Source organism: Mucilaginibacter sp. KACC 22773, from assembly GCF_028736215.1.
GTDB lineage: Bacteria > Bacteroidota > Bacteroidia > Sphingobacteriales > Sphingobacteriaceae > Mucilaginibacter.
In genome coordinates this window covers 2400231-2427213 of the sequence record NZ_CP117883.1, presented here as the reverse complement: position 1 = coordinate 2427213, position 26983 = coordinate 2400231, and the positions used below count along the sequence as shown (strand labels likewise).

Here is a 26983-nt window from a genome sequence, read left to right as displayed (position 1 = left end):
ACTGATTTTATTTCGACTCAGGATCCGTCATCCGGGTTTCCGTATCAAAATAACGTACAATCAGACGGTTGTCGCTGTTTTTATTAAAATAATTAATAGCCCAGCTAAAAAATATAATTCCCTTATTGGTAAAACCGGCTAACGACATTAAATGGACAAAGCCCCACAATAACCAGGCAAAAAATCCCTGGAAATGCAGCCTGCCCAAATCGGCCACGGCTTTGTTACGACCTATTGTAGCTAACGATCCTTTGTCTTTATATTTAAACGGAACTGTAGCCTGGTTATTCAATATCCTCACCAGGTTTTTGGCAAGCCACTCTCCCTGCTGAATAGCCGCAGGTGCCACTCCCGGATGCCCATTTGGTGTTTCGGGTGTTATCATGGCCGATACATCGCCAATAGCGAAAATATTACTATAACCGTTTACTTTATTAATTTCATCAACCTGTATGCGGTTGCCCCTGGTAATATTAGTCTCGGGTAAGCCGGCAGGCACCTCGCCTTTTACGCCAGCTGCCCATAAAACATTGCGGGTAAGTATGGTAGTACCGTCATCTATTTTAAGCAAAACGCCATCGTAGCTTTGCACGTGCACACTATTGTAAATGGTGACGTCCATGTCTTCCAAAAACTTTTTTGCTTTTGCCGATGCTGCCTGCGAGAAGGCGCCAAGTACAACATCCTTACCCTCAACCAGGTAAACTTTCATATTGTGTTTACGTAAGCCGTGATAATCCTTCATCAGAATTAACTGGCGCATTTCGGCAAGTGCGCCGGATAGCTCCACGCCGGTTGGCCCTCCGCCTACTACAACAAAAGTCATCAAAGCTGCTTTCTCTTCCGGGTCTTTGGTAACCAACGACATTTCGAGGTTTTGCAATATCAAACTACGCAGGTTTAATGCCTCAGGGATATTCTTCATCGGCATAGCAAAATGTTCAATTTCTTTATTGCCAAAAAAGTTGGTGTTTGATCCTGTTGCAATAATCAGGTAATCATAATATACAGTGCCTATATTAGTGGTAAGTGTATTGGTTTCAGGATGTATCTGTTCAACTTCTGCCAGTGCAAACCTGAAATTATCTTGCTTTGTAAAAATCCTCCGGATTGGAAAACCAATAGAATCGGCAGCGATGGAACCGGCAGCTACCTGGTAAAGCAACGGTTGAAATGTATGGTAATTATGTTTATCAAGCAGCAGTACGTCTACCGGTGCATTTTTAAGGTTTTTAGCTAATTCCAGTCCGCCAAAACCGCCGCCAATGATCACTACACGTGGCTTTGTACCTTTCTTTTTATCCATAGGAAAAATTTACAGCAAGTTTAATGCCTTAAACTGAAGTATACTAATTATTTCATAATCAAATTGTAAACTTACAATACTGTAACCAGATAATCATTTTTGAATGATTTTTATAAGAAATAGACTATAATTTCTTATTTTTAACAGATTTTTCTTAAAAACAGAGTCAAATTGATAAGTGCCGTGTTAAATTACTGTGAAGAATGAACAAAAGTGATACAGTTTCTATTAAATCGACCGAAATAGCGGCCAAAAAAAGTCTGCATGTTATCAAAATCGGCGGAAATGTAATAGATAACTCCGAAAACTTATATCATTTCCTGAAAGATTTTGAAACGCTGGATGGCTTTAAAATATTGGTACATGGCGGTGGTAAGGTAGCAACACAAATAGCGGGAGATTTGGGCATTGAAGCAAAGCTTGTTGATGGCCGGCGCATAACCGATATAGAAACGCTAAAAGTGGTTACCATGGTATACGGTGGCCTCATTAATAAAAACATAGTAGCTCAGTTACAACGCTTTGGCAATAACGCCATAGGGCTTACCGGCGCAGACGGTAATTTTATTAAAGCAAAAAAACGCCCGGTAAAAACTATTGATTATGGTTTTGTGGGCGATATAGACGAAAACTCCATCAACCCGGGCAATATAAGCAGGTTAATGGAGGCGGGTTTTACTCCAGTATTTTGCGCGATAACGCACGATGGAGAAGGGCAGTTGCTAAATACTAATGCCGATACTATTGCATCGGCGTTAGCGGTAAATCTGGCATCGTTGTATGATACAACCCTGATTTATTGCTTTGAAAAAAAGGGGGTTTTACAAGACATTGATGATGAGGATTCATTAATACGCGAGATAAACCCGGAGCACTACGAAGAATTAAAAAAAGAGAGAATTATACACAGCGGTATGCTGCCTAAACTCGATAATGCATTTACGGCGATAGCCCGCGGCGTAAAAGCAGTAATAATTGGCAAAAGCGACGATTTAGGAAATATAAAGAATAACAAACCATTTGGAACTCGTTTAAGTAAAACCACATGAACGCATCACAGCAAATAGCCATTTTGGGCTCTGGAAACATCGGGCTTTCATTAGCCAAAGGGTTAGTTAAAGCAGGTATTTGCAAACCTCAGCAAATAACACTTACACGCAGAAATGCAGGTGCGCTGGCAGATTACGCCGCTTTAGGCTATCATACCACCGATAACAATTTAAAAGCCGTTAAAAAGTCGGATATCATAGTTTTGGCAGTTTTGCCGCAGCAATTGAATAAGTTACTTGACGAGATAAGGCCTGCCATCAAGCCCGAAAAACAACTCCTGATATCAGTAATATCCGGCGTTAGTTGCAGCGACATTCGCCAGCAATTGGAATTAAACGTACAGGTGGTGCGTGCTATGCCTAATACGGCTATAGCCATTGGCCACTCCATGACTTGTATTGCCACCGATAACGGTACCAACAAAAACATCAACCTGGTAAAATCACTTTTTGATACCGTTGGTGTAAGCATCCAGATTAATGAAGAATTAATGACATCGGCTACCGCACTTTGTGCTTGCGGAATCGCCTTCTTTTTACGCTCTATCCGCGCTGCATCGCAAGGTGGCACCGAGATTGGTTTCCACGCCGGCGATGCCTTGAAAATGGCTGCGCAAACGGCCAAAGGCGCTGCCGATTTACTATTACAGCTATCATCGCACCCCGAACAGGAAATTGATAAGGTGACCTCGCCAAGCGGCTGTACCATTGCCGGCCTTAACGAGATGGAACACAATGGCTTTAGTTCGGCCATGATAAAGGGCATCAAGTTATCTGCAGAGAAGGCAGGCGACCTTTATAAAAAGGAAGAGCATTAATATTGACACACAAATTGTCACAGATTTTTTCTAATTACACGAATTAGATTGGTTCAAGACAATGCTGCAATACACTAATTAGTGCCAGTTTTTTCGAATTTTACGAGTTTGATTGGCGTAAAGGCAGTTATATCATATAAAGTTTTCATATCTAAATAGACAAAAATTTGTTTTTTATTCGTGTAATTCGACAAAATTCGTGTCTATTCGTGTTTTAAAATAATGTTAACAGTAGAAAAAATCGGCGGTACATCCATGACCGCATTGGGTGATGTGATCAAAAACATTATCCTGTTTGAGCGCAGCGGCGACCAGCTTTACAACCGCATCTTTGTAGTATCGGCATTTTCGGGGGTAACCAACCTTTTGCTTGAAAATAAGAAAACCAAGGCCCCTGGTGTTTATCATCGTTTGGCAACTTATAAGGATTTTCATAAGCCACTTAAAGAACTTATTGTTAAACTAAAGCAACTCAATAAAAACTACGAAGGCCTTGGCTTAAACCTTACCCAGGCTGATGCTTTTATTGAGCAACGTCTTAAAGACGCACAAACTTACCTGGAAAATATTGCCAATATACTCGCCTCTGGCTATGTAAATAAAGCTGACGTCTTGCTGGCTGCACGCGAAATCCTGGCATCGATAGGCGAAAGTCATTCGGCGTTTGTATTTGCCAATGTATTGCAAAATATGGGCATCAACGCCACTTTTGTTGATTTGAGCGGCTTCCATGATCACCGGTCCTTAACTATCGATCAACGTATCCGGAAGGATCTGCAGCACATTGATTTTGCCGGCACCATTACTATTGTAACCGGTTACGCCAAAGGCACTGAAGGTATTATGCGCGAGTTTGACCGCGGCTATTCTGAAGTTACTTTTAGTAAAATAGCTGTTGAAGTAAAACCACAGGAAGCTATCATCCATAAAGAATACCATTTATGTACCGCCGACCCGCAATTGGTAGGCGTTGAAAATTGTTTCCCGGTAGGCAATACCAACTACGATGTGGCCGACCAATTGGCTGATGTGGGCATGGAAGCTATCCATCCAAAAGCATCCAAACCATTAGAGATCAATGATATTGACCTGAGAATAAAAAACACTTTCCAACCCGAACATCCCGGCACATTAATTACACGCGAGTACATATGTGATAAAAAAAGGGTTGAAGTAATTACCGGAACCGAGCACGTAATGATGATTGATATATACGACCCATCGATGGTGGGCAACGTAGGTACCGATTTTCATATCATGCAGCTGTTTTATAAATATGGCGTAAGCTATACTTTTAAGGCCACAAGCGCCAACAGTATCTCGATTGTAATATGGGATAAGGATTTTAATAAAAAGCTGATACAGGAGCTTGAAGATGACTATGAGAAAGTAACTGTAGAAAAAATGGCCATGGTATGCCTCATCGGTTCTAATATGGATCAGCCAGGCTTATTAGCCAAATCGGCAACAGCGCTGGCACAAAAAGGCATCAATATTAAAAGCTGTGGCTTTGCCCTGCGCAAGGTAAACATCCAGTTTTTGGTTGCAAGAGAAGATTTTGCCGAAGCTATAAAGGCCTTGAATAAGGCGATGATATAATTTGAAAGCAAATCAGGGGATGAAAATTGTAGTAGAAATACTCAATTGTCATCCCCTCACTTTTCCATTTTTATCGCCTTTATACTGTAAATATTCAGCATGGTTAATAGTTCTGTTAAATAAACATCCACATTTCCAAGCCTGATAGTTTTAGGAGCATGGCGTATTAAAATCTGGCCAGTTGAAATTTGCTTTGCAACCGGATACATTTTAATTATGAGTGAACCATTCTCTTCCTCAATCTCCTCAATATCTGTCCAATAATATTTTGCATTTTTAACATGGTCATAAATACAAACCTCATCAAATTCAAGCTGAGGCTCTTTATTTATTGCCACTATTATTGATTTTAAATTGTAGTAGAACAGGCTGATGAGATTAAACGCAAAGCCTATGTATATAAACCAATTTGCCACTGGTGGAATATTCCGGCTAAAAGAGATAACAAGTATCCATATTACAGCTACCACTAATTGCAAAATCAACCCAGCACCAAATTTAAAATAGTATTTCATCCTTCATCAAATGTAACAAATTACCCTAAAGTAACTAAGCTTTTACTTTTCGGATTATCCCGTATCTTCTCCTCCCTACATTGTAACTTTCACGTGGCTAATTTTTATAAACGAGCTATTTTGAGCATATTTAATGGTTAACAAAGTTGATATGCGTAAACTTTTACTAATAATCCTTTTGTCGGCTATCTACGTCAGCCTATCCGCTCAAACAATCTCAAAAAAACCTTTGGATCACGCTGTTTTTGACGGATGGCAAAGCATAACCGGCCAGCGGATAAGTAATGATGGCAAATGGATTATGTATGTGGTGAAACCGCAGGAGGGCGATGCCTGCCTGGTGATAACTGATACAAAAAACACAACCAAAGTTCAGATACCACGTGCCGATACGGCGCGTTTCAGCAGCGATGGTAAATTTGCGGTATTCCAGATCAGGCCGTTTTTTAAAGATACCAGGCAAGCTAAGATCAAGAAGAAAAAACAATCGGAATTCCCAAAAGATACTTTAGGATTTATTTCGCTTTCGACACAAAATATCGTCAAAATACCGTCAGTCAGAAACTTTAAAATAGCCGAAAGCGCCAACGTAATTGCCTATCTGTCTGCTGCTGATACTATAAAAAAACCTTCGCCTGGCGATACCTCCAAAAAAGCTATTAAAGAAACTACCGCACCGTCAACACAAGACGGTGCCGACCTTACGGTAAAACAACTGGCAGGTACAATAACCCATACCTTTAAATACGTCACCGATTACCAGGTAAGCAAAAATGGTAAGCTGGTGGCTTTTGCGGTTACCGCGCCGGCAAAGCAAAAACAATTTACTTCTGGCCTGTACGTTTTTGATGTGGATAAGAACGCAGTAAAAGCTATCAGCAAAGGCCGGGGCAATTATCACAATATAACCATTGATGACGCCGGCAAGCAAATTGCTTTTGCTGCTGAGAAAAACCCCGAGAAAGCCCTCGTAAAACCATTTAAGCTTTATTATTACAACCTAACCCGCGACAGTGCTACCGTGATAGCCGCTGAAGGATTAGAAACCATGCCCGATAAATGGGCCGTGAGCGGCGATGGTAAAATATATTTCAGCAAGAGTGGCACAAACTTGTTTTTTGGCACCGCCCCTATCCCCAAACCGGCCGATACGACTATTGTTGATTTTGAAGTAGCCCGGCTTGATATCTGGAACTATAAAGATGATTACTTGCAGCCCCAACAGCTCAAAAACCTGCAAAAAGAACTTAAAAGAAGCTACCTGGCTATAATCAGGCCCGAAGATCCAACGTCTAAACAGGTGCAATTGGGCAGCAAGGCTATTCCCGAAGTTTTTGTGGCCGAGAATAAGGACGCGCGTTATGTTTTGGCACTAACAGATACCGGCGCACGCGTACAATCCCAATGGGAAGGCGACACCAAACAGCAAGCCATTTTAATTGATACTAAAAGCGGCAACAAACGGCTGATAAACCAAGGTGTAAAAGCGAGTTATCGCATCTCGCCGGACGGGCAGTACGTGATATGGTTCAATTTTACCGATCAGCAGTGGTACAGCTACCAGATCATGACCGACGCAAAAACCAACCTGACAAAATCAATCGGCACAAAAATGGGCGACGAACTGAATGATGTACCTAACCACGCCCAGGATTACGGCTTAGCAGGCTGGACAAAAGACGATAAGGCCGTATTAATTTACGACCGGTACGATATCTGGAGCATTGATCCCGCAACGGGCGAAGCCACCAACTTTACCAACGGTATAGGGCGCAAAAACAAACGCATTATCAGGTACGACATAACCGATCCCGAACAAAAATTTATTCCCTCAAAACAGCCTATGTGGTTTTTGGCGCAGGATGAGGAAACAAAGCAATGGGGATATTTTGTAAAAACGCCTGAGAGTAAATCCCCGCCTGAAAAGGTAACCTGGGGCAAATACAGCTATGGCGATTTAACCAGGGCAAAAAAGGCGGCAATTTACATTTACACCAAAGCCAATTATGAATCTTCTCCGGATTTATACGTATCAACCGACCTGAAGAAAGAGACCAAACTTAGCAGTATCAACCTTCAACAGGCCCAATACAACTGGGGAACAGCCGAACTGGTGCACTGGACTACGCCTAAAGGCTATAAGTCGACCGGTATTTTATATAAGCCGGAGGATTTCGACGTCAACAAAAAATACCCCATGGTAGTATATTTTTACGAAAAACTATCCGAAGGATTATATAATTACCTGCCCCCCGCACCTACCCCGTCGCGCCTGCCCATTTCATTTTTTGTAAGTAACGGCTATCTGGTTTTTGCACCTGATATTAGCTATGAAACGGGTCATCCCGGCGCTTCGGCGGTTGAATTCATCAACTCGGGAGTTGAATCATTGAAAAAGAATTCGTGGGTTGACGGCGCTCATATAGGCATCCAGGGACAAAGCTGGGGCGGCTACCAGGTGGCTTACCTGGTTACCCAAACCAATATGTATGCCGCTGCATGGGCCGGCGCTCCGGTTGCCAACATGACTTCGGCATACGGCGGTATTCGCTGGGAGTCGGGTGTTAACAGGCAGTTTCAATATGAGAAAACGCAAAGCCGCATTGGCGCAACATTATGGGAAAAGCCAGAGTTGTATATCGAGAATTCGCCGTTGTTCCAACTTCCCAAAGTACAAACCCCTGTAATGATCATGAGTAACGATGCTGACGGCGCGGTGCCCTGGTACCAGGGGATAGAAATGTTTACAGCCCTGCGCCGCCTGGGCAAACCGGTTTGGCTGCTGCAATATAACGGCGAAGCACATAACCTGGTTCAGCGGCAAAACCGCAAGGATATTACCATACGCGAGCAACAATATTTTGACCACTTTTTGAAAGGCGCACCAATGCCTGTTTGGATGGCCAAAGGTGTACCCGCTGCGGATAAGGGTAAAGACTGGGGCTTTGAGTTGGTAAAATAGGCGAGCCGCTTTAAATCTCCCCAGGGTAAACGCATCCAAATAGCTAATGGAATGAGTTTATGGCGTCGGTAAGATATAAGCATCAAACTACACTTTGTTTTTATTGGCTGATCCTGGTTAAATGATCCGGCTGCCGAAGGGACTTGTATTGGCCAACAACATGCACAAGTATTTGGACGCGCCTAAATTGCGCAATCAGTTTAGTGTTAACCATGATAAAATACAAAATATTGATTATCAAATATTTATAATATTTTATCTAAAATGTGTTAAGCTATGTTAACCCAATTAGTTTGCCCTGTAAATCTCCCCTAAAGTGGAGACTTCTTATTTTATCAAACGCCCTTCCCCTTTCAAAAAAAGGAAGTTCGGAAACAACAAAGCCGGATTATTAATTAGTCCGGCTTTGTTGTTTTATATGATGAGTTGTTTATATCTCTCTGTTTGCGTCCCATTTTTCAAGGTAATCGGCTACCCGGCGTACAAATGAGCCCCCTAAGGCGCCATCAACAACCCTGTGGTCATATGACAACGACAGGAACATCATGTGGCGGATGGCTATTACATCTCCCTGCGGGGTTTCTATTACAGCCGGTTTTTTCTTGATGGCGCCAACTGCCAGTATGGCTACCTGTGGCTGATTAATAATTGGCGTACCCATCACATTGCCAAACGATCCCACGTTAGTTATTGTAAATGTACCATCTCTTACATCGTCAGGTAATAATTTACCGGTACGGGCACGGTTGGCCAGGTCATTAACTGCCTTGGTAATCCCCAGCAGGTTTAACTCATCGGCTTTTTTAATCACCGGCACTATCAGGTTACCACTTGGCAGGGCGGTTGCCATGCTGATATTGATAGCTGCCTTCTTTATAATTTGCGTACCATTAACCGTTACATTGATCATCGGGAAATCTTTGATCGCCTTAACTACGGCTTCAATAAATATCGGGGTAAAGGTTATTTTTTCGTTCTCACGTTTTTCAAAGCTGCCTTTCACCTTTTCGCGCCATAAAACCAGCCCGGTTACATCGGCCTCAACAAATGAGGTAACATGCGGCGAGGTTTGCTTGCTCATCACCATATGATCGGCAATCAGGCGGCGCATCCTGTCCATCTCGATGACCTCATCGACACCAGATACCGAACCCGCGGCTGATGCAGGCTGTGCAGGTGGAACTTCGGCCTGTGGTGCAGACACCGTTTCCGGTCCGGGTACAGGTTGTGGCTCCGGAACCATTGTTGGTTCTTTCACTTGTTCAGGCTCAAACGCAGCCGCCGGCTTCTCGGTCACCGGGCTTTCTACCGGCGCGGCAACACTTGTTGGTTCAACAGTTTGCGATACTGCAGCAAAGGGCGGTTCAGGTACTGCCTCTTTTTGAGCGGCAACCGGCGAATTTTTATATTGAATATAACTTAACAGATCGTCTTTGGTCAAACGGCCTTCAGATCCGGTACCGGGAATACGGTCGAGTTCATCAATGCTGATATTTTCCTGGCTGGCTATATTACGTACCAACGGCGAGTAAAACCGTCCCTCACCTTTAAAATTCTGATCATAAGGCGATGGCGCCTGGGGTTCAAGCTGTGCAATGCCCGGTATATCTGCAGGTGCTACAACATCGGGTTGATATTCTGCAACCTCTTGATTTTCAACTACAGGGGGCTGTGCGTCGTACCTAACCTCATTAAACGGCGTGTATTCCTTAAAATCATCCTGATTTTCTTCAACCGGTGCCGATTCTGCTATGTAAGGTACTTCAATGGCAGGAATTGTTGTTTCAACTTCCGGCGCTGACTTAGAATCGGATCCGGCAGTTACATGTTCCGGCTCATCGGTTTCAATAATGGCAATTATCGCCCCTACCTGCACTACATCATTCTCCTGGTATAATTGCTCTATTAACCTACCGGCAACGGGTGACGGCACGTCTGAATCAACTTTATCAGTCGCAATCTCCATTACTGCTTCGTCGGCATCAACGCGATCTCCTGGATTTTTGTTCCATTTAATTACGGTTGCCTCCGCAACGCTTTCACCCATTTTTGGCAATAATAGTTGATATTTGGCCATAGATACAAATTATGCTTTCGCACAAAATTATACATTTTGCAGCTTAATCTACAACATCTGTTAGTAAAGTATTCAACATGGCTAATGCCGTTACAGCACTCCTTTCGATGTTTTGCTGCCTTTTATTGCCAAATGTGTATTTCTTTACTAACAACCTGCCCCTGCCTGCAACGGCAATCCACACAGTACCAACGGGTTTATCATCGGTGGCCCCATCGGGGCCTGCTATCCCCGTTATGGATATGGCAAAATCCGACCTGAAATTTAACAACGCCCCCTCTACCATTTCTTTCACAGTTTGCTCGCTTACCGCTCCAAAAGTCAACAAGGTTTCTGGTTTTACCCCAAGAATATGCTCCTTCAACTCATACGAATACACAATTCCACCTCCAAAAAATACTTTTGATGAACCGGCATGCTGGGTAAAAAGATGAGAAAGATATCCGCCCGTACAGCTTTCGGCCACCGATAAGGTTAGCCCTTTTTCGGCCATTTTATTAAGTATCGCTTTTTCTAAAGGAATATCTTCGGCAACAACAAAAACACGGCCTATGCGCTCAATTATTTTTCCGGCAAATTCATCAACGTCATTTTGCATCAGTGCAATATCATCCCCAAAAGCACTCAGTCGCAACCTAACCTGACCTAATTTGGGTAAATAAGCCAACTTAATATATGATGGCAATGCATCTTCAATATCCGCTATCCTTTCGGCCAAAAAAGACTCCCCTTCGCCAACCGTTAAAAGTGTTTTGTGAATGATTGAAGGCAATTTCAACGTAGCCTTTAACTTTGGTATTACACCATCTTCCATCATATACATCATCTCGAAGGGAACACCCGGCATCGATACATATATCACCCCATCATGGTTAAACCACATACCAGGCGCGGTACCATTTTTGTTTAATATGATCTCGCAGTTTGATGGCACCTGGGCCTGTAGCCGGTTAATTTCGAGCAGAGGGCGGTTATATTTGGCAAAAATACGCTCCACATTTTCCAATGCTTGCTTATTTTCTACCATATCGGCCTTAAAATACTCCGCCAATGTTTTTTTGGTGATGTCATCTTTCGTTGGGCCTAATCCTCCGGTAATAAAAATAACTTTAGCCCTGCCTGCGGCCTCGGCCAATGCGTTAAGTATATGTTCCTTATCGTCAGATACCGACGAGATCTGTTTTACTCTTATTCCTATTTTATTAAGCTCCTTAGCCATCCAGGCCGAATTGGTATCAACAATTTGTCCTATCAGTATTTCGTCGCCAATGGTTATGATCTCTGCCAGCATAATAATTAATAAAAAGTCCTATTACTTGAGTAGTCGTTTCTTTTACTCAGCTTCAAGTCCTGCAAAATAGTAGATTTTACCTTTAATGTAACATTATATGATTTTAAATAACCAAAAGGCACCCATTGAAACGAAAGGTCCCAGCAATGCAAATCGCGATAAATAGAAAATGAGGTAGCGCTGGCCAGTTTCATGGCCTTAAAATCGTAGTTGGTTGAGTATTGAATTTTCCATTTTTGGGTGATGCTAACATCGCCGCTTATCATAAGGGTATTGCTGGTAGATACCTGGTTAAGATAATTACTGTAGCTATAACTGTAGTTTAAGGATATATTCCAGGGTACGTTAAAATCGACATATGAATTTGGATCGCTGTTTACCAGCGCCAGACGTTGTAATTGCGGGGAACCTGCCCCTTGCAAGGTATTCACATTAGGTGTACCCGGCGCTTTGGCCGATGTGGAATTTAAGCTGCCGCTCATAGATATACTCAGTTGGTTTAACTGCGGAAACTGACCGTTTGACCACCTGAACTTATTAACCCGCTGGCTGGTGCGTACAATAGTATTGTTAGCAATAGAATCATGCACAGCGGTAACATAAGGATCAAATGAGCCGCTAAAACTAATATTCACCTTTTGTTTAAAAATAGCGGTGTGACCCGAAAACTGAATATTGGCCAATTTCATGGAGTCGGCGGCAAAATTGTAAAAACTTGAAAATGATAAGCCCTGTAAAAGGGTAATCTTTCTATCGGTGCCTGATGTATCGGTGCTTTTGGCTTTTAACTTGGCCTCGATTGTGTTATCAAGCGCGAAGCTGATGCCTGCCTGTTTACCCGACGATGGATAGCCATAGACGCCGTTTTCAAAAATTGAATATCTTTGATAGGTGTAAGGGTATGGCACGCTTGCCTGGCTTACCGCGGTTTTATAATACCCGTAGCTTGGGTCGCTAAAATCAGGGGTGTAACCAAAACCGATTGAAGGGGTCATTACGTGCCTTATAGCTTTTAAATTGCCTTTAAAGTTTAAGGTACCGTATAACTTGGTTGATAGGCCGGTACTTAAACTGTAGTTGCCTGCACGCTTAAATCCCTGTAATGTATCAACCAATAACTGATCAGAGTTGCTGATGCTTCCGCGTTCAAAATGTTTGTTTACACTTTGAAAATACCAGCGCTCAGTATAATTTACGCTGCTGTTAAACTGAAAATATTTAAGCACGTTTAACCCAAGGCTTACCGGTATCTGGTGTTGAAAACCATTTTGCAACCGTTTGGTAACTGTGCTTTTAAACAACTCAGACTCGGGAATGTTGTTTACTTTATTGGTAGCATTCATGTTATAACTCACGGTTATTTTTTGATACCATTTTTGCTCACCAACCCTGTCTTTTGAGTCAAACGGGTTAATTGACGACATTCCAAAAGCAATAGTTGGCAACTCGATAGTGATTGTTTTGTTGGCTATATCCTGGCTGTGGCCAATACCGACACTTAGGTTAAAGGGCGTACCCGCCCACGTTTTGCCATAGGATATACTTGAACGTAAGCTACTTTGCGCCGCGGTAACTACGTTATAATTTGACGTTGACGGATTGCGCGAAAAATAACCCGAAGTACCAGCGTTTACCGATGCGCTGAATGTTGAGCCCGGATTAGCGCTCGGATCCTGTGAGTGCGTCCAATCTATATGGATATCTTTTACGGCAGGGTCGCCAGGCAGGCCGTAATTATGCGATCCATAACTTAAGGACAGGTTGCCGGTATATTTATAACGCACAAGATACCGCGCGGTAGAATTTACTTCATATGACCCCTTGGAGTAGATGGTACCAGTGGTAGTTAAATCCATATAATCGCTTAAGCCCAGGTAATAACCAAAGCCAGACAGTTTAAAGCCCAGTTTTGCATCCTCGCCAAAAGTTGGCAGGATAACCCCGGATGTTCGCGTATTGGGCTTCGGAAAAAAGCCAAACGGAATAGCCAGGGGCAGCGGTACCCCCTCAATTTCCAAATAAGCGGGGCCGGATATGATCCTGTTTTTTTCGCCGATACCTTTGGTTATCACAATACCAAAATGTGTATCCGGATAAGGCAAATCGCAGGTACTAAATATAACATTACGGTAGGCAACTTCGGTTTCGTTAAGTTTTTTTGCCTGCCCTCCTGATATAAAATTACCTTCCTGTTCAGATGCAGGGTTGTAAAGCTTTCCTTTTTTGGTGGTGTAATTAAACAACAGCGAGTCGGATGCTATCGGTTTTTCATTTTTTGATTTAGACAAAGGCCGCCCAACATAACGCCTGGTACGCGGATCAATACTCCCGCTGGCGAAAATGAGGTGATTTTTTTGGTCGACCCTGATATAGTCTGCATCCAGCTCAAAATCCTCGTAAGTTACCCTTGCACGACCGTACAAGTATAAAATATTATGTTCGTTATCAACAATTGTCGAATCTTCGGCCACTGCCTTAACTTCCGATTGGATGCCCCCTTTCTTTTTTGTTGTATCAGTTTCAGGCAACTTGGTTTGGGGCTTACCCGGTATTGTTGGCTTACCCTGGCTGTTTTTGTTTTTATTGGTATCCGCTTTAATAACGGTATCTACAGCAGGAGTGATGTTAAAAGTATTGCTTACACCCTGCCCATCTGCATTTAGATTTGGCTTATTTTGCTTAGATTTCTTAACTTTAAGGAGTTTTCTATCTTTTGCCTTAGTAGTGTCGAGTTTAATAATCGTATCTGCAACGGCCTTGCGGCTATACCTGTTATATGTACCTTTGCTTTCGGCAACCAGTACATTTACCGTTAAAATAATTGCAAACAGAAAAAAAAGAGTTATGAATTTCAAAATTGATTATGAATAGTATTTTTGCAGATATAGTTAACAGCGTTCAAAAATAATGAAAAATAGGGCATTGAAAAGATTGATTTATAGTTTATCGGCATTGTTGTTACTCCTTTCATCGTTCCCACTTATTTCTTACGGCCTCATCAAAACAGATACGGTTGTTAATTCGGGTTTCAAAATAAAAACTATTATCGTTGATGCTGGTCATGGCGGCAAGCCCACCGGGACGGGGCATTTCTCGCACGGAGCATCAGGAAGTTTTTCTTCGGAAAGAAATGTAACGCTTGCTATCGCTTTAAAATTGCAGGCTGCAATAGAAAAAGATATGGCTGGGGTAAAAGCCGTTTTAACCCGGTCGACAGAGGACGATGTATCATTTGAACGCCGCGCCGAAATAGCAAACGAAAACAAAGGCAATATTTTTGTATCTATACACTGCAACTCACTATCTGACAGGCATGTGCGCGAGCAAGTTGGCACAAAACGCCATAAGCCGGTTTACCGTACGGTAAGTGTACCAGACCGCTCCGGCAAAGGAGTATTATTGTTGGTTTACGGTTTACACCGGTCAAAAGAAGAGGAAAGGACCATCGTTCACAACCAGGTTGAGGAAGATTCGGGAATGGACGCCGGATTAGATCCCGACGATCCCATTACTATCATTTTAACCAACGAGTATAAAAGAAAATTCAGGCAGCAAAGCATCAAACTGGCAACTTTAATTAATAATGAATTTGTTGAAACCGATGGGCGGCCAAGCGAAGGTTTACGGGAACAAGGTATTTACGTACTTTGCCATACCGCAATGCCATCCGTTTTGGTTGAAACAGGCTATATTAATAACCCAAGCGATGAAGCGTACCTAAACTCGGAAGATGGACAAAATGAAATTGTGAGTTCAATTGTGCGTGCGCTGTTAAATTATAAAAACGAAGTGGAGCATGTATCGCAATAATTTACATACGAATTTGTTACTAATTATATCGAATTTCACGAATTATAAAAGTTGAATATAAACATGATAAGAGACACTAATTTTCAATAATTAAAATGAATTGCAAGAATCATAAAATTAATATAGATACGAGCCATTCTTCAATTCGATACAATTCGCGATAATTAGTGTGTATAAAAACTTAATCAGTTGTTCAAACGTATATTGCTTATAACATCACCTGTGCCGCGGGCATTGCCAGCAAAAACATTTAAACATAATCACACTACTTAATGAAAATTTCAAACGAAACAAAAATAGGCGCCCTTACGGTTATTGCTATCACTATACTCGTTTTAGGATACAGCTTTTTAAGGGGTAACGATGTATTTTCGGGATCAAATAAGTTTTACGCCGTATACAACAGTGTTGAAGGCCTCGGCGTATCAAAACCTGTACTGGTAAATGGTTTCCAGATTGGCCGTATTTCAAAAATGGAGCTTCAGCCGGATGGCCGCACCATAGTTGAATTTAAGATTGAGGAAAAATACGATGTCCCGAACAATACCCTGGCCAAGCTGGAAAGCACTGATCTTTTAGGTAGCAAAGCCATTGTTTTTGAATTAGGCAATAGTAAAATACTTGCCGAAAACAAAGACACTTTGAAGGCCGACATACAGGGAAGCCTGGCCGAGAGCCTGCAGCCGATACAAAAAAAAGCCGAAATGCTGATTACCAAGCTCGATTCATCGTTAGCGGCCATCAACAAGATCCTGAACCCAAATTTTCAGAAGAATGTTGACCGCAGTTTTATGAGCATTGCCAACTCCCTGCAAACCCTGGAAGGTGTTACCAAAAAAATAGATAACCTGGTTGGAACCCAAACCAAACACATTGATGTAATACTGTCGAATGCCGAAGTAGTATCATCTAACCTGAAGACGAGCACCGTACATATAAACGGTATGGCTACTAATTTTGAAAAAATAAGTAACGATATAGCTGCATCGAACATCAAAAACACCTTAGATAACGCCAATAAGGCCATGGCCGATTTACAGGCAACTATCGCCAATATCAATTCGACCAAAGGAACTTTGGGCTTGTTGATGAACGACGATAAGGTTTACAAAAACATGGATGCCGCCACCAACAGCCTAAACAACCTGTTGCTCGATTTAAAAGCTCATCCTAAACGTTACGTGAGTTTCTCGGTATTTGGCGGTAAAAAAGATTAAAAAAAAGAATTAAGAGTTTAAAGCACAAAAGCCGGGTAAATGAAATTTATCCGGCTTTTGTGTGTAGGCAGGTATTTATCACAAATTCGAGAGGCTTTCGTAAATTCCGTCGTACTGTATCGGGTTAGCTGTGACCATCACTTATAAGGAACAAAAGCAACCGCATGAATGTAAGGCGAATGTGCATAGTTGGTCATCGCTTTATACCTGGTGACATCGCACCAAACCAAATGGCACGAACTCTTTAGGAATTCGTGCCATTCGTTATATTCAAAAAATCAGCCTCTAATCAAATTCGTGAAATTCGGCTCAATAGTCAAATTAGTGTTTATGCTTTTTTAAAGTGATCGATGATCAGGTTGGCAAGCTCCACACCTATTCTTTCCTGTGCCTCATTGGTGGCAGCACCAATGTGAGGGGTTAAAGAAATTTTAGGGTGTTTCAGTATCTCTTCGCGGGGGGTTGGCTCGTTATCAAATACGTCTAAAGCTGCAAATGAAACCTGGCCGCTGTTTAACGCGTCAACTAAAGCCAATTCGTCAATTAAACCACCGCGTGAAATATTTACAAAGCCAACACCTTTTTTGGTCAATGCCAATTCTTCGGCACCAAACAGGGCCTTGTCAATAAACGGCGTGTGCAGGGTAATGAAATCGGCCGTTTTGGTTACCTCTTCTAAAGTTGAAGTTTTTACACTTACCTTAACGGTTGTACCACCACCTAAAACAATATCCAACTCGGGGTTAAAAGGGAATAAATCATAAGCCAAAACTTCCATACCAACGCCGATAGCTATTTTAGCCACCTCGCGGCCGATACGGCCAAAGCCAACAATACCTAAAGTTTTACCGCGCAGTTCGATACCTTTTGCATAAGCCTTCTTCAGGTCGTTAAATTTAGTACCACCTTCAACCGGCATTTTGCGGTTGCTATCTGGCAAAAACCTTACCGCGCCAAATAAACTGGCAAAAACAAGTTCGGCAACTGATAATGAAGATGACGCAGGCGTATTATAAACGCTCAGGCCTTTTTCCCTTGCATATTCTACATCAATGTTATCCATACCAACACCGCCACGGCCAATCACTTTAAGATTTGGGCAGGCATCAATAAGGGCTTTACGTACTTTAGTTGCGCTACGTACAGTAATGGCATCGTACTCTTGTAACCGCACAGGTAATTCATCCTGCGGAATGTTATTGGTATCAACAATAAAACCGGCTTCTTCTAAAAGCTGTTTTCCAATCGGGTCGATACCGTCATTAGCTAATATTTTGATCATCTTATTTTGTCATTAGTCATTGGTCATTAGTCATTGGTCTATCCGCCATCCAAAATGACTAATGACCAATTACTGATGACTAAATTATTTATTTGATTCAGCAAACTCCTGCATTACGTCAATAAGGGCGTAAACGCTGGTTATTGGCAACGCGTTGTAAATTGATGCGCGGAAACCACCAACGCTTCTGTGGCCTTTGATACCTACTATACCTCTTTCGTCGCATAGTTTCAGGAATGGTTTTTCCAGTTCAGGATTTTCCATTACGAAGGTTACGTTCATGTGCGAGCGATCTTCTGTAGCGCAAACCGGTTTAAATAACGGGTTGCGTTCAATCTCGTCATATAATACGCGTGCTTTGGTGATGTTTTCCTGCTCGATAACTTCAACGCCGCCTTTGGCTTTTAACCATTGCAGCGTAAGCATCGATACGTAGATAGCAAAACATGGAGGGGTGTTATACATCGATCCGCCTTCAATTTGTACCTGGTAATTAAGCATCGCCGGTATTTTACGGTCAACTTTACCTAAAATTTCGTCTTTAACAATAACTAAGGTAACACCTGCAGGGCCCATGTTTTTTTGAGCGCCGGCGTAAATTAAACCAAAGTCGGCAACGTTAATTTTACGGCTGAAAATATCTGACGACATATCGCAAACAACCGGTACCGGCGATTTTGGGAATTCCTGTAACTGTGTACCATAAATGGTATTGTTTGAAGTGATGTGGAAATAAGCCGCATCAGCAGGAATAGTATAATCTTTAGGGATGTAAGTAAAATTATCGGCTTTTGAAGAGGCAACAATCTCTACTTCGCCAAAAAACTTGGCTTCCTTTAAGGCTTTATTAGCCCAAACACCTGTTTCCAGGTAAGCGGCTTTGCCTGTTGAAGGCAATAAATTGTAGGGGGCCATGGCAAACTGCGTACTGGCGCCGCCTTGTAAAAATAATATCGAATAACCTTCTGGCACATCAAATAATTCTTTTACCAATGCAACAGCTTCATTCAAAACTGCTTCAAATTCTTTCGACCTGTGAGAGATCTCCAGCAATGATAATCCTGTACCATTAAAATCAATAACCGCCTCGGAAGCTTGTTTTAAAACCTCCTGAGGTAAAATGCCTGGTCCGGCACCAAAATTATGTTTCATATAATTAACGAATTGTAGGTTCTGAATACTTGATTAGGAACTTTGTATTTAGTTGGGCCGAAGTTAATCAATTTGACAAAATTCATAGGATTAATTTACGTTTTTTGAAAAAATATACAATTAATCAACAAAAGCCTTTTTGATTGCAAATATCAAATTTATCCTATAAGGTTGGTAGTAATTATTACAATTGTAATAACTTTTAAGGGTGTTTGAGGTTATATATTGCATCGGCCGGTATGGCCGATGAGAACACAGAACTGCCCGCAACAAGCACATTTGCACCTGCTTGCAATAATTCTTTAACATTATTTTGATCTACACCGCCATCAACCTCGATAAATAAGCCCGGATTTTTCCTTTCACTCAGGGCCTTCAAATCGTTAAGCTTTTTGTAGGTATTGGCAATAAACTTTTGGCCGCCAAAGCCAGGATTAACAGACATAATGAGTACCATATCCAGGTCGGCTATTATATCCTCAAGCAAAGCTACGGGCGTATGCGGATTAAGGGCGACTCCCGCCCTGCAGCCAAGCTCTTTAATAGCTTGTACGGTGCGATGTAAATGCGGGCAGGCTTCGTAATGAACAGTGATACCATTGGCACCGGCATCTTTAAACGCCTTAACGTACCTATCAGGATCAACAATCATCAGGTGAACATCCAGCGGTTTGGTGGCATGCCTTTTTGTGGCAGCAACAACCGGAAAACCAAAAGAGATATTTGGCACAAACATGCCATCCATAATATCAACATGCACCCAATCAGCTTCGCTGTTATTGATCATTTCAATATCGCGTTGCAGGTTGGCAAAGTCGGCCGCTAAAATAGATGGCGCTATCAGATGGTTCATGTGCAAATATATAAATCCCCAACATTGCAATTGGCAATTATTTGTAAAGTTTTATCTTAAGTAAACATCTGCACATCTAAAATCTGCATATCTGCACATATGCAGCTTAATCGCAGTTTAGCAACAAGTCATAGTACTTTTTCATCAGTACTGTATCGTAGTTTACAAGCGATTGATAGGCTTCTGATACCAGCTCATTCAAAATTGATGAGCCAAGCTGACCACCTCCATTGGGAATGGAGTCATAATACAGTATTAATTCTTTAACCCGGATGATCTCATATAGCAGCAATTGAACTAAATCGGTTTGTGTAGCCGATTGTATTCCCTGCGGATTGCTATTAAGAAAATCTAAAGGATCGTTTGTAGCAGGGGTCATCGTTTTTACAAGCAGGATCGGATTTTATGGTTTATTCAACTATCTATGAACTGATATAAAGTTTAAACATCCCACTTTTGTTTTAATTTTTTCAAAAAAAGTGTAAAAAAAACAAGCAAAAACAGCAAAACCCTCATAAAGAGGGTTTTGCACATATAATATTACAATTATTTTTCGGATTTTGGAGCTTCCGGCCTTGGTAACAGTGCTTTACGCGATAATTTAAGTTTACCTTGTTTATCTACATCAAGCAATTTAACCCTTACCTCGTCGCCAACCTCAAATATACCGTCCATTTTTTCGATCCTGCGGTGATCTATTTCAGATATGTGTAACAAACCATCTTTACCCGGCATAATCTCAACAAATGCGCCAAATGGCATAATTGATTTTACTTTACCTTCGTATATCTCGCCAACTTCTGGTTTAGAAGCAATGTTGCGGATACGCGATAAAGCCTGATCGATAGATGCCTTATTGTCGGCAAAAATCTGAACGATACCCTGGTTGTCTTTTTCTTCGATAGAAATAGTTGCACCGGTTTCGCGTTGCATTTCCTGGATAATTTTACCACCGGGCCCGATAACTGCACCAATAAATTCTTTATCAATTTTGATGGTAACAATACGCGGAGCGTGTGGCTTCAGATCAACACGAGGGGCAGTAATGGTTTTAGCCATTTCGCCAAGGATATGTAAACGACCATCTTTGGCCTGGTTTAAAGCGTTAGTTAACACTTCGTACGATAGGCCATTGATTTTCAAGTCCATTTGTACAGCAACAATACCGTTGGCAGTACCGGTTACTTTAAAGTCCATATCACCTAAATGATCTTCGTCGCCCAGGATGTCAGATAAGATAGCATATTTAGTACCCATTTCGTTGGTGATCAATCCCATCGCGATACCAGATACCGGCGATTTGATTTTGATACCAGCATCCATCAAAGCCAATGTACCGGCACAAACCGTAGCCATTGACGATGAACCGTTTGATTCAAGAATATCAGAAACGATACGGATGGTATATGGATTTTCATCCTCAGATGGTAGTACTTGTTTTAACGAACGCATAGCCAGGTTACCATGACCAATTTCACGGCGACCAGCACCCCTGTTAGGACGAACCTCGCCGGTTGAGAAACCCGGGAAATTATAATGCAACAGGAATTTTTGGTAACCATTGATGAACGCGCCATCAATCATTTGCTCATCATCTTTTGCACCTAAAGTAACAGTGGTTAATGATTGTGTTTCGCCACGGGTAAATACGGCAGAACCATGGGCTGACGGCAAATAACCAACTTCGCTCCAGATAGGGCGAATCTGGGTAGTTGAACGGCCATCTAAACGCTTGCCTTCATCTAATACTAGGTTACGGATAGCATCATACTCCACATCATGGTAGTATTTTTTAGCTAAGAATTTAGTAACCTCATCAATTTCGCCTAAAGTAGCGATATAGGCATCACGAACTTCTTTGAATTTTGCTGAGCGCTCGTCTTTTGCAGATGCAGAAGAAGCGATTGCGTAAACCTGGTCATAAGTAGCAGCATAGATTGCTTTTTTCAAATCTTCATTGCTGTTTTCATGGCAGTAAACACGTTTTTCGGTTTTGCCAACTTCAATAGTTAACTCTTTTTGAGCTAAACATTGAATTTTGATAGCAGTGTGTGCAAATTTAATAGCTTCAACCAATTCAGCTTCCTGGATCTCTTTCGATTCACCTTCAACCATGTTGATATCGTGCTCGCTACCTGCAACAATAAATTCTAAAGTAGCATGCTCAAGCTGGGTTAAAGTTGGGTTAATTACCAACTGACCATCAATTTTTGCAACACGTACTTCAGAGATAGGGCCGTTAAAAGGAATATCAGATACAGCTAATGCTGCCGATGCTGCCAAACCGGCAAGGCAATCGGGCATGATATCTTTATCGGCAGAAATTAAAGAGATCATCACTTGTGTATCAGCGTGATAATCTGAAGGGAATAACGGGCGTAAAGCACGGTCAACCAAACGCGAGATTAAAACCTCATAGTCTGACAAACGCGCTTCGCGGCGTAAAAAGCCACCCGGGATACGACCGGTAGCAGCGTATTTTTCCTGGTAATCAACAGAAAGGGGTAAAAAATCAACTCCCTCTTTCGCTTCCGGCGATGATACTACGGTAGCCAATAACATGGTATCACCCATTTTAATAACTACAGAGCCATCTGCCTGTTTGGCCAGTTTACCTGTTTCGATCTCAATGGTGCGGCCGTCACCTAAATCAATAACTTTTTTAATTACGTTTAAACTCATCTTCTTTTTGTTGTGGTGCACTTTTCATCTTTCGGAGCGCACCGGTTTTTTATGTGTGTGTGTATAATTTTTTCAAAAGTAAAAAAGCCATCCACAAAATCGGGATGGCTTTTCAATAAAAAGTATGAGAATTATTTAATGATATCCCTTAGCTGTAAAGCTTTGATGATAGCACGATATCTTTCAATGTCTTTTTTGTACAGGTACGCTAACAATCCGCGGCGTTTACCTACTAATTTTTGCAGTGATAACTGGGTAGAAAAATCGTGTTTGTTTTTCTTAAGGTGACCAGTTAAGTGTGCGATGCGGTGAGTGAATAATGCTACCTGACCTTCGGTTGAACCAGTGTCTGTAGCACCCTTACCGTGTTTTGCAAAGATCTCTGCCTTTGTCTCTTTACCTAAATACATTACGTGAATAATATTAAAGCGTTAAATACTTTTGTTAATTGTGGGTGCAAAGATAGTGATTTAATTCAAAAGTAAAAATTCAAAATTCAAAAGTTGGTGAGTGGTTGATTGGGTTGATTAGGTGAGTGGTTGACTGGGCCGCCGCTCGCGCGAGCTTTCAGCTCGTGGGTTACAGGGTTTCAGCTTTCAGCTGAACCAAGCCGAGAACCCTTTCACATAAAATCTCAACCACTCACCTAATCCCCCTAAACCAAATACTCCCCGGCTTTCCCATATTTTTCCAGCTGCCTGATGCCGGTGCTGGAGATATGCTCAAATTCCATATCACAAAATATGGCAATTACATTGATACTTTTATCGCCAAGCTCCTGCATATAGCGATACTGGTTTAATTCGTATTGCAAATCTGATCCATTGCGTAAGCCACGGATTATTGTTACAGCATAGCCCAGGCTGCCGGTAAAATCAGTAAGTAAACCCTCGTACGTGGCTAATTGCCTGTATTTTAAAATATTTGGTAAAGCATAACTGGAAGCATCTTTACCGGGGTTAACGCCGCGGGCTATGATTACCTTATCAAATACCTGTTCGGCTTTTTGCAGTATATTAAAGTGGCCTTTATGGAATGGGTTAAAACTACCGGGGTAAACCGCTATCCTGGGCCGGCGGGTGCGCACGTAATCAATTAAATACTCCAGCGCAGGGTTGTTTACATTTTGCTGTAAACTCTGCAGCACCTCTACCCTCTTTTCGCGGTAAATGGCATAATCAACAAACTGAAACTCCTTAAATATCTGCTGCTCATACTGCAGCAATTTATCAAAAGGCAGCTTGAGAATATTTAAATCGGCATCACAAAACACTTTTGATAGCTCTGTTTTGGGCTGATGATTTTTGGTATCGAAGATGATTTGCGTTACCTCATCCTTTAATCGCTGGTCGCCGATAAACAGTTCATTAAAGTACTTCGCCGAATCCTCTTCGTTTGTAGCCGAACGCGGATCATAAATAATATCATGAAATACGGTAGCAAGCAGCAATGCATCATTATCGGCAAAACCCTTTAATTCCAGCTGCCCACACAAATCGTCCAGATGCTCCAGCGTATGGTAAAACCGGTGCGGTTCGCGGTAACGGTTTAGTATATCCGCATCAAGGCCAAGCTCCATAAGCCGGTTTGTTTGTTCTGTAATTTTCATAACGTTTTAATTACCCCACAATGCTACAAACAAATACCTTTAAAATTGTAAGTCATTTTTGAATTTTGACTTTTGAATTTTGACTTTACAGACTCCCTATCCAGCTTTTATAAATAGCCGCCTGCAACGGATCGGGATTGGGCAGCGGACTTATCTTAAACGTCTTTTCCTTTTTGCTGCCCAGTATAATAGTTACATCGCGTTTCTCGGTTCCTTTTTGTATGGTGAGCGTTAAAGCATCGCCAGTGTTTTTTGCTTCCAGTGCATGGTCTAATAATTTTTGCGTTGCCGGTTGGCCTTCAACGGTTAAAATTTTTGTTCCACCCCTTATGCCTTTTTCCCAGGCAGGCGAATTGGGTTCGACAGTGCCAATAGTTAATGTATCGCGTCGTTGCCTATAATTAATGCCGGCCCATGAGTTATAAGTAACCGTAGCATTAGTATCTATCCGTAAACCACCGTAAGCAAAGTATTTTGGATAATCGGGTGGTTTAACCGTAGATGCGTATTCAAACACTTCGGGCATTGGCGTGCCGGCCATTTTTTCGCATTCGGCCCTAAATTCCTTTTCGGTAAAGCCCCGGTTAAGCTTTTTGTAATATTTGTAGTAAAGCAACCGCATTACATCATCAAGTGTCTTTTTATTTTGAGTAGCATGCCTGATGTTAAAATCGAGCATTAAGCCAAGCACAGGGCCTTTATCATAATAGGATATGGTTTTATTAATATCCTCATTTACGCGGCCGTTTGGCCCGTCGTTCCAGGTATTGTAACTGGCCTGGGTGGCCGACTGGTAAAAATGGCCCGGCTTATTCTCATAGTTTTTAATATTTTCTTCAAAATCTTTCAGCATATCTTCGCCCGTCATTAAACCGGCGCGCCTTGTTATCATATATTCGTAATAAACCGTAAACCCTTCAGATACCCAAAGCATATTGGTGTGGTTCTCTTTCGAATAATCAAACGGGCCCAATTCAACCGGCCTGATGCGTTTAACATTATAATGGTGAAAATACTCGTGGGCTATAAAGTTGTAAAGCCTCTTTTTAGCCTCGGGCGAATTAAAACCCTCCCCCCCGCTAAAACTTAACGACGATGAGTTTAAATGTTCGATACCGCCGCCCCCGGCACCTATTGATAAAAAGGTATAGTGCGTATAGGGTATTTCGCCAATGATGTTGCTGCCCGCAACCACAATCTTTTTCAAATCGTCCATAAATGCCTGCCCGTCAAACTCAGGTAACTTATAACCAATAAAATTGTGTGGTTTATTTTTAACCGTAAACGGAGGCAGCACTTCCAGTTCGCCCATTAAAAAGGGGCTATCATACAGCACATCAAAATTATCGGCTTTGTACAGGTGATATTTACCTGCAACCGTATCTAAGCCCGTGGCCACCATTGCATTCCATTTGCTATAGGGTTGCATTTTTATGGTAACCGGATGCCACAGTTCATTATCCAGGTACATGAATAAACCACCGGGGGTAATGTATCCCCGTGTTTCATCAAGGTAAATATTGCCCACAAAGGGCACCGTGGCTTTAACATCATACGAAATTTTTATTGTGCCAGAACTGTTGTGATAAACGCGCCAGGTGTTTTCCGAGGCTTTTTGCCACTTCAGGTTTACACCCTTGCTATCGGTTACTTTAAAATTTTGTACCGCGGCGGCAAAATCAATAAGCTGGTAGTAGCCGGGAGTCCAGGCACACATTTTAAAATCGAGTGTTTTACCTGGCGTTTTATTGGTAAGCTCAACGTGGTAAAGATGATCGGCTGCCTTCTCCATCGATACAGCGTATTGCATATTTAGAGGTTGCTGCTGTGCAAAGGAGTTAGCGCTCAAAAACAGGATAGCGGTAAATAATAACCGGGATAGTATTTTCATTATAAGCAGAAGTTTCCCGAATATAGGAAAACCAGAATAAACGTCAATCTGTTATTTTGATATCAGGCATACTTTAAATGACAATCACATAAAAACAGTCATACTCCAAAATCTAATCCACTTTTTTTAAATCTTTTTTATCGGCGTTGAGATTTAGGACATCATTTTTTCAAATCAATCAAAATTTTTGAGTAAAGCCAGTCTTTTTTTGCCGTAGTTTTATATTGGTATTTAAGTACTAAACTGTCGCCTTTAATAAGGTCATTATCAAACAGGAGTTCGGGGGCGGAGAAAAAAGATAACTTAATAGATTTTGACAGTCGCCCGCGTGGTAAGGCTATCGAATATTTTTTGTGCGTATCTACATTAAATATAATCAACGAATTACTATTTGGCCCCAGGGATATAACAATAGGATATTTACTGTCGTGGCTATAAAATACCAACCGCCCCAATAACGATTTTTGACGACCTGTGTTTTTATTAAACAAAATAAACTCGGGCGGGTCGCAACAACCGGAGATTAGGTTTTGCCGAATTAGAAATACGTATTTGTATTCGGCAGCGTAAATATAACCAAGCCGGCCTGTAAGCTCCATTAAAGAACTGTCCAACGAAAACAAGATCCGTTTGCGTCCATTTACAGCCTTGAAGGTCAACCACGACGAATCGCAGTTAAACTGCCAATATAATCGCGCTCCATTTTTAAAAATAGTAGATTTACAGTCAATGATTTCGTTCAAATTACTATCTGTACCACATGCACATTGCATCTTTTGAGCAAGACCAATACCTGCAAAAAAACAAAAGCAAACCAGGAGGATATATTTCATTTGGTTTTAGAGTTAAAAATTAAAAACTTGCCTTCCC

20 protein-coding genes are annotated in these 26983 nt (G+C 41.7%); 6 read left to right on the top strand and 14 right to left on the bottom strand.

Features of this window, described 5'->3' with window-relative positions:
* Positions 1–7: 7 nt before the first annotated feature.
* Positions 8–1306: an NAD(P)/FAD-dependent oxidoreductase gene (locus PQ469_RS10395; RefSeq protein WP_274212905.1), complete on the bottom strand. Its 1299-nt coding sequence runs from the start codon at positions 1304–1306 to the stop codon at positions 8–10.
* Positions 1307–1509: 203 nt separating this feature from the next.
* Here PQ469_RS10395 and argB point away from each other — a divergent pair, with 203 nt between their 5' ends.
* From argB to PQ469_RS10380, 3 genes are all read left to right on the top strand, one after another.
* On the top strand, positions 1510–2355 hold the full coding sequence (gene argB / locus PQ469_RS10390) for an acetylglutamate kinase (protein WP_274212904.1): 846 nt from the start codon (positions 1510–1512) through the stop codon (positions 2353–2355).
* Complete coding sequence (gene proC, locus PQ469_RS10385) at positions 2352–3173, top strand: pyrroline-5-carboxylate reductase (RefSeq protein ID WP_274212903.1); 822 nt, start codon at positions 2352–2354, stop codon at positions 3171–3173. Before argB ends, proC begins: the two co-directional genes overlap by 4 nt.
* Positions 3174–3395: 222 nt before the next feature.
* Positions 3396–4772: an aspartate kinase gene (locus PQ469_RS10380; RefSeq protein WP_274212902.1), complete on the top strand. Its 1377-nt coding sequence runs from the start codon at positions 3396–3398 to the stop codon at positions 4770–4772.
* 56 nt (positions 4773–4828) lie between these two features.
* On the opposite strand, the gene PQ469_RS10375 is transcribed toward PQ469_RS10380, so the two are convergent.
* The gene (locus tag PQ469_RS10375) at positions 4829–5287 is read right to left on the bottom strand and encodes a hypothetical protein (RefSeq protein ID WP_274212901.1); all 459 of its coding nucleotides are present in this window, start codon (positions 5285–5287) and stop codon (positions 4829–4831) included.
* A 229-nt stretch (positions 5288–5516) separates the two neighbouring features.
* On the opposite strand from PQ469_RS10375, the gene PQ469_RS10370 reads away from it, so the two are divergent.
* Positions 5517–8249 (top strand): S9 family peptidase, encoded by a 2733-nt coding sequence (locus tag PQ469_RS10370; RefSeq protein WP_274212900.1) that lies wholly within the window; start codon positions 5517–5519, stop codon positions 8247–8249.
* Positions 8250–8679: 430 nt separating this feature from the next.
* On the opposite strand, the gene PQ469_RS10365 is transcribed toward PQ469_RS10370, so the two are convergent.
* From PQ469_RS10365 to PQ469_RS10355, 3 genes are read right to left on the bottom strand one after another with little or no spacing between them, the layout of a single operon-like run.
* Positions 8680–10326 (bottom strand): dihydrolipoamide acetyltransferase family protein, encoded by a 1647-nt coding sequence (locus tag PQ469_RS10365; RefSeq protein ID WP_274212899.1) that lies wholly within the window; start codon positions 10324–10326, stop codon positions 8680–8682.
* 43 nt (positions 10327–10369) lie between these two features.
* Positions 10370–11617 (bottom strand): competence/damage-inducible protein A, encoded by a 1248-nt coding sequence (locus tag PQ469_RS10360; protein ID WP_274212897.1) that lies wholly within the window; start codon positions 11615–11617, stop codon positions 10370–10372.
* Between the two features lie 5 nt (positions 11618–11622).
* Positions 11623–14472 (bottom strand): putative LPS assembly protein LptD, encoded by a 2850-nt coding sequence (locus PQ469_RS10355; protein WP_274212896.1) that lies wholly within the window; start codon positions 14470–14472, stop codon positions 11623–11625.
* 52 nt (positions 14473–14524) lie between these two features.
* On the opposite strand from PQ469_RS10355, the gene PQ469_RS10350 reads away from it, so the two are divergent.
* Both PQ469_RS10350 and PQ469_RS10345 read left to right on the top strand, forming a co-directional pair.
* A complete protein-coding gene (locus tag PQ469_RS10350; protein WP_274212894.1) occupies positions 14525–15427 on the top strand; it encodes an N-acetylmuramoyl-L-alanine amidase family protein in 903 nt (300 codons plus the stop codon).
* 272 nt (positions 15428–15699) lie between these two features.
* The gene (locus PQ469_RS10345; protein WP_090647093.1) at positions 15700–16644 is read left to right on the top strand and encodes an MlaD family protein; all 945 of its coding nucleotides are present in this window, start codon (positions 15700–15702) and stop codon (positions 16642–16644) included.
* 328 nt (positions 16645–16972) lie between these two features.
* Here PQ469_RS10345 and PQ469_RS10340 read toward each other — a convergent pair whose 3' ends face one another.
* The 9 genes from PQ469_RS10340 to PQ469_RS10300 all read right to left on the bottom strand — a co-directional run bounded on the left by PQ469_RS10340 (position 16973) and on the right by PQ469_RS10300 (position 26946).
* Positions 16973–17926: a D-2-hydroxyacid dehydrogenase gene (locus tag PQ469_RS10340; RefSeq protein ID WP_177183787.1), complete on the bottom strand. Its 954-nt coding sequence runs from the start codon at positions 17924–17926 to the stop codon at positions 16973–16975.
* Positions 17927–18010: 84 nt separating this feature from the next.
* Complete coding sequence (gene serC / locus PQ469_RS10335) at positions 18011–19078, bottom strand: 3-phosphoserine/phosphohydroxythreonine transaminase (protein ID WP_274212893.1); 1068 nt, start codon at positions 19076–19078, stop codon at positions 18011–18013.
* A 202-nt stretch (positions 19079–19280) separates the two neighbouring features.
* Positions 19281–19931, bottom strand: coding sequence for a ribulose-phosphate 3-epimerase (gene rpe, locus PQ469_RS10330; protein ID WP_274212892.1), 651 nt, complete (start codon positions 19929–19931; stop codon positions 19281–19283).
* A 106-nt stretch (positions 19932–20037) separates the two neighbouring features.
* Positions 20038–20310: a hypothetical protein gene (locus tag PQ469_RS10325; protein WP_090647080.1), complete on the bottom strand. Its 273-nt coding sequence runs from the start codon at positions 20308–20310 to the stop codon at positions 20038–20040.
* Positions 20311–20477: 167 nt separating this feature from the next.
* Positions 20478–22613 (bottom strand): polyribonucleotide nucleotidyltransferase, encoded by a 2136-nt coding sequence (gene pnp / locus PQ469_RS10320; RefSeq protein ID WP_274212891.1) that lies wholly within the window; start codon positions 22611–22613, stop codon positions 20478–20480.
* Positions 22614–22744: 131 nt separating this feature from the next.
* Positions 22745–23023: a 30S ribosomal protein S15 gene (gene rpsO, locus PQ469_RS10315; RefSeq protein WP_090647072.1), complete on the bottom strand. Its 279-nt coding sequence runs from the start codon at positions 23021–23023 to the stop codon at positions 22745–22747.
* 245 nt (positions 23024–23268) lie between these two features.
* Complete coding sequence (locus PQ469_RS10310) at positions 23269–24222, bottom strand: adenylyltransferase/cytidyltransferase family protein (protein WP_274212890.1); 954 nt, start codon at positions 24220–24222, stop codon at positions 23269–23271.
* A gap of 85 nt (positions 24223–24307) precedes the next feature.
* Positions 24308–26113 (bottom strand): M61 family metallopeptidase, encoded by a 1806-nt coding sequence (locus tag PQ469_RS10305; protein ID WP_274212889.1) that lies wholly within the window; start codon positions 26111–26113, stop codon positions 24308–24310.
* A gap of 161 nt (positions 26114–26274) precedes the next feature.
* Positions 26275–26946 carry a hypothetical protein gene (locus PQ469_RS10300; protein ID WP_274212888.1) on the bottom strand — a complete coding sequence of 224 codons (672 nt, stop codon included), beginning with the start codon at positions 26944–26946 and terminating at the stop codon, positions 26275–26277.
* Positions 26947–26983 lie beyond the last annotated feature (37 nt).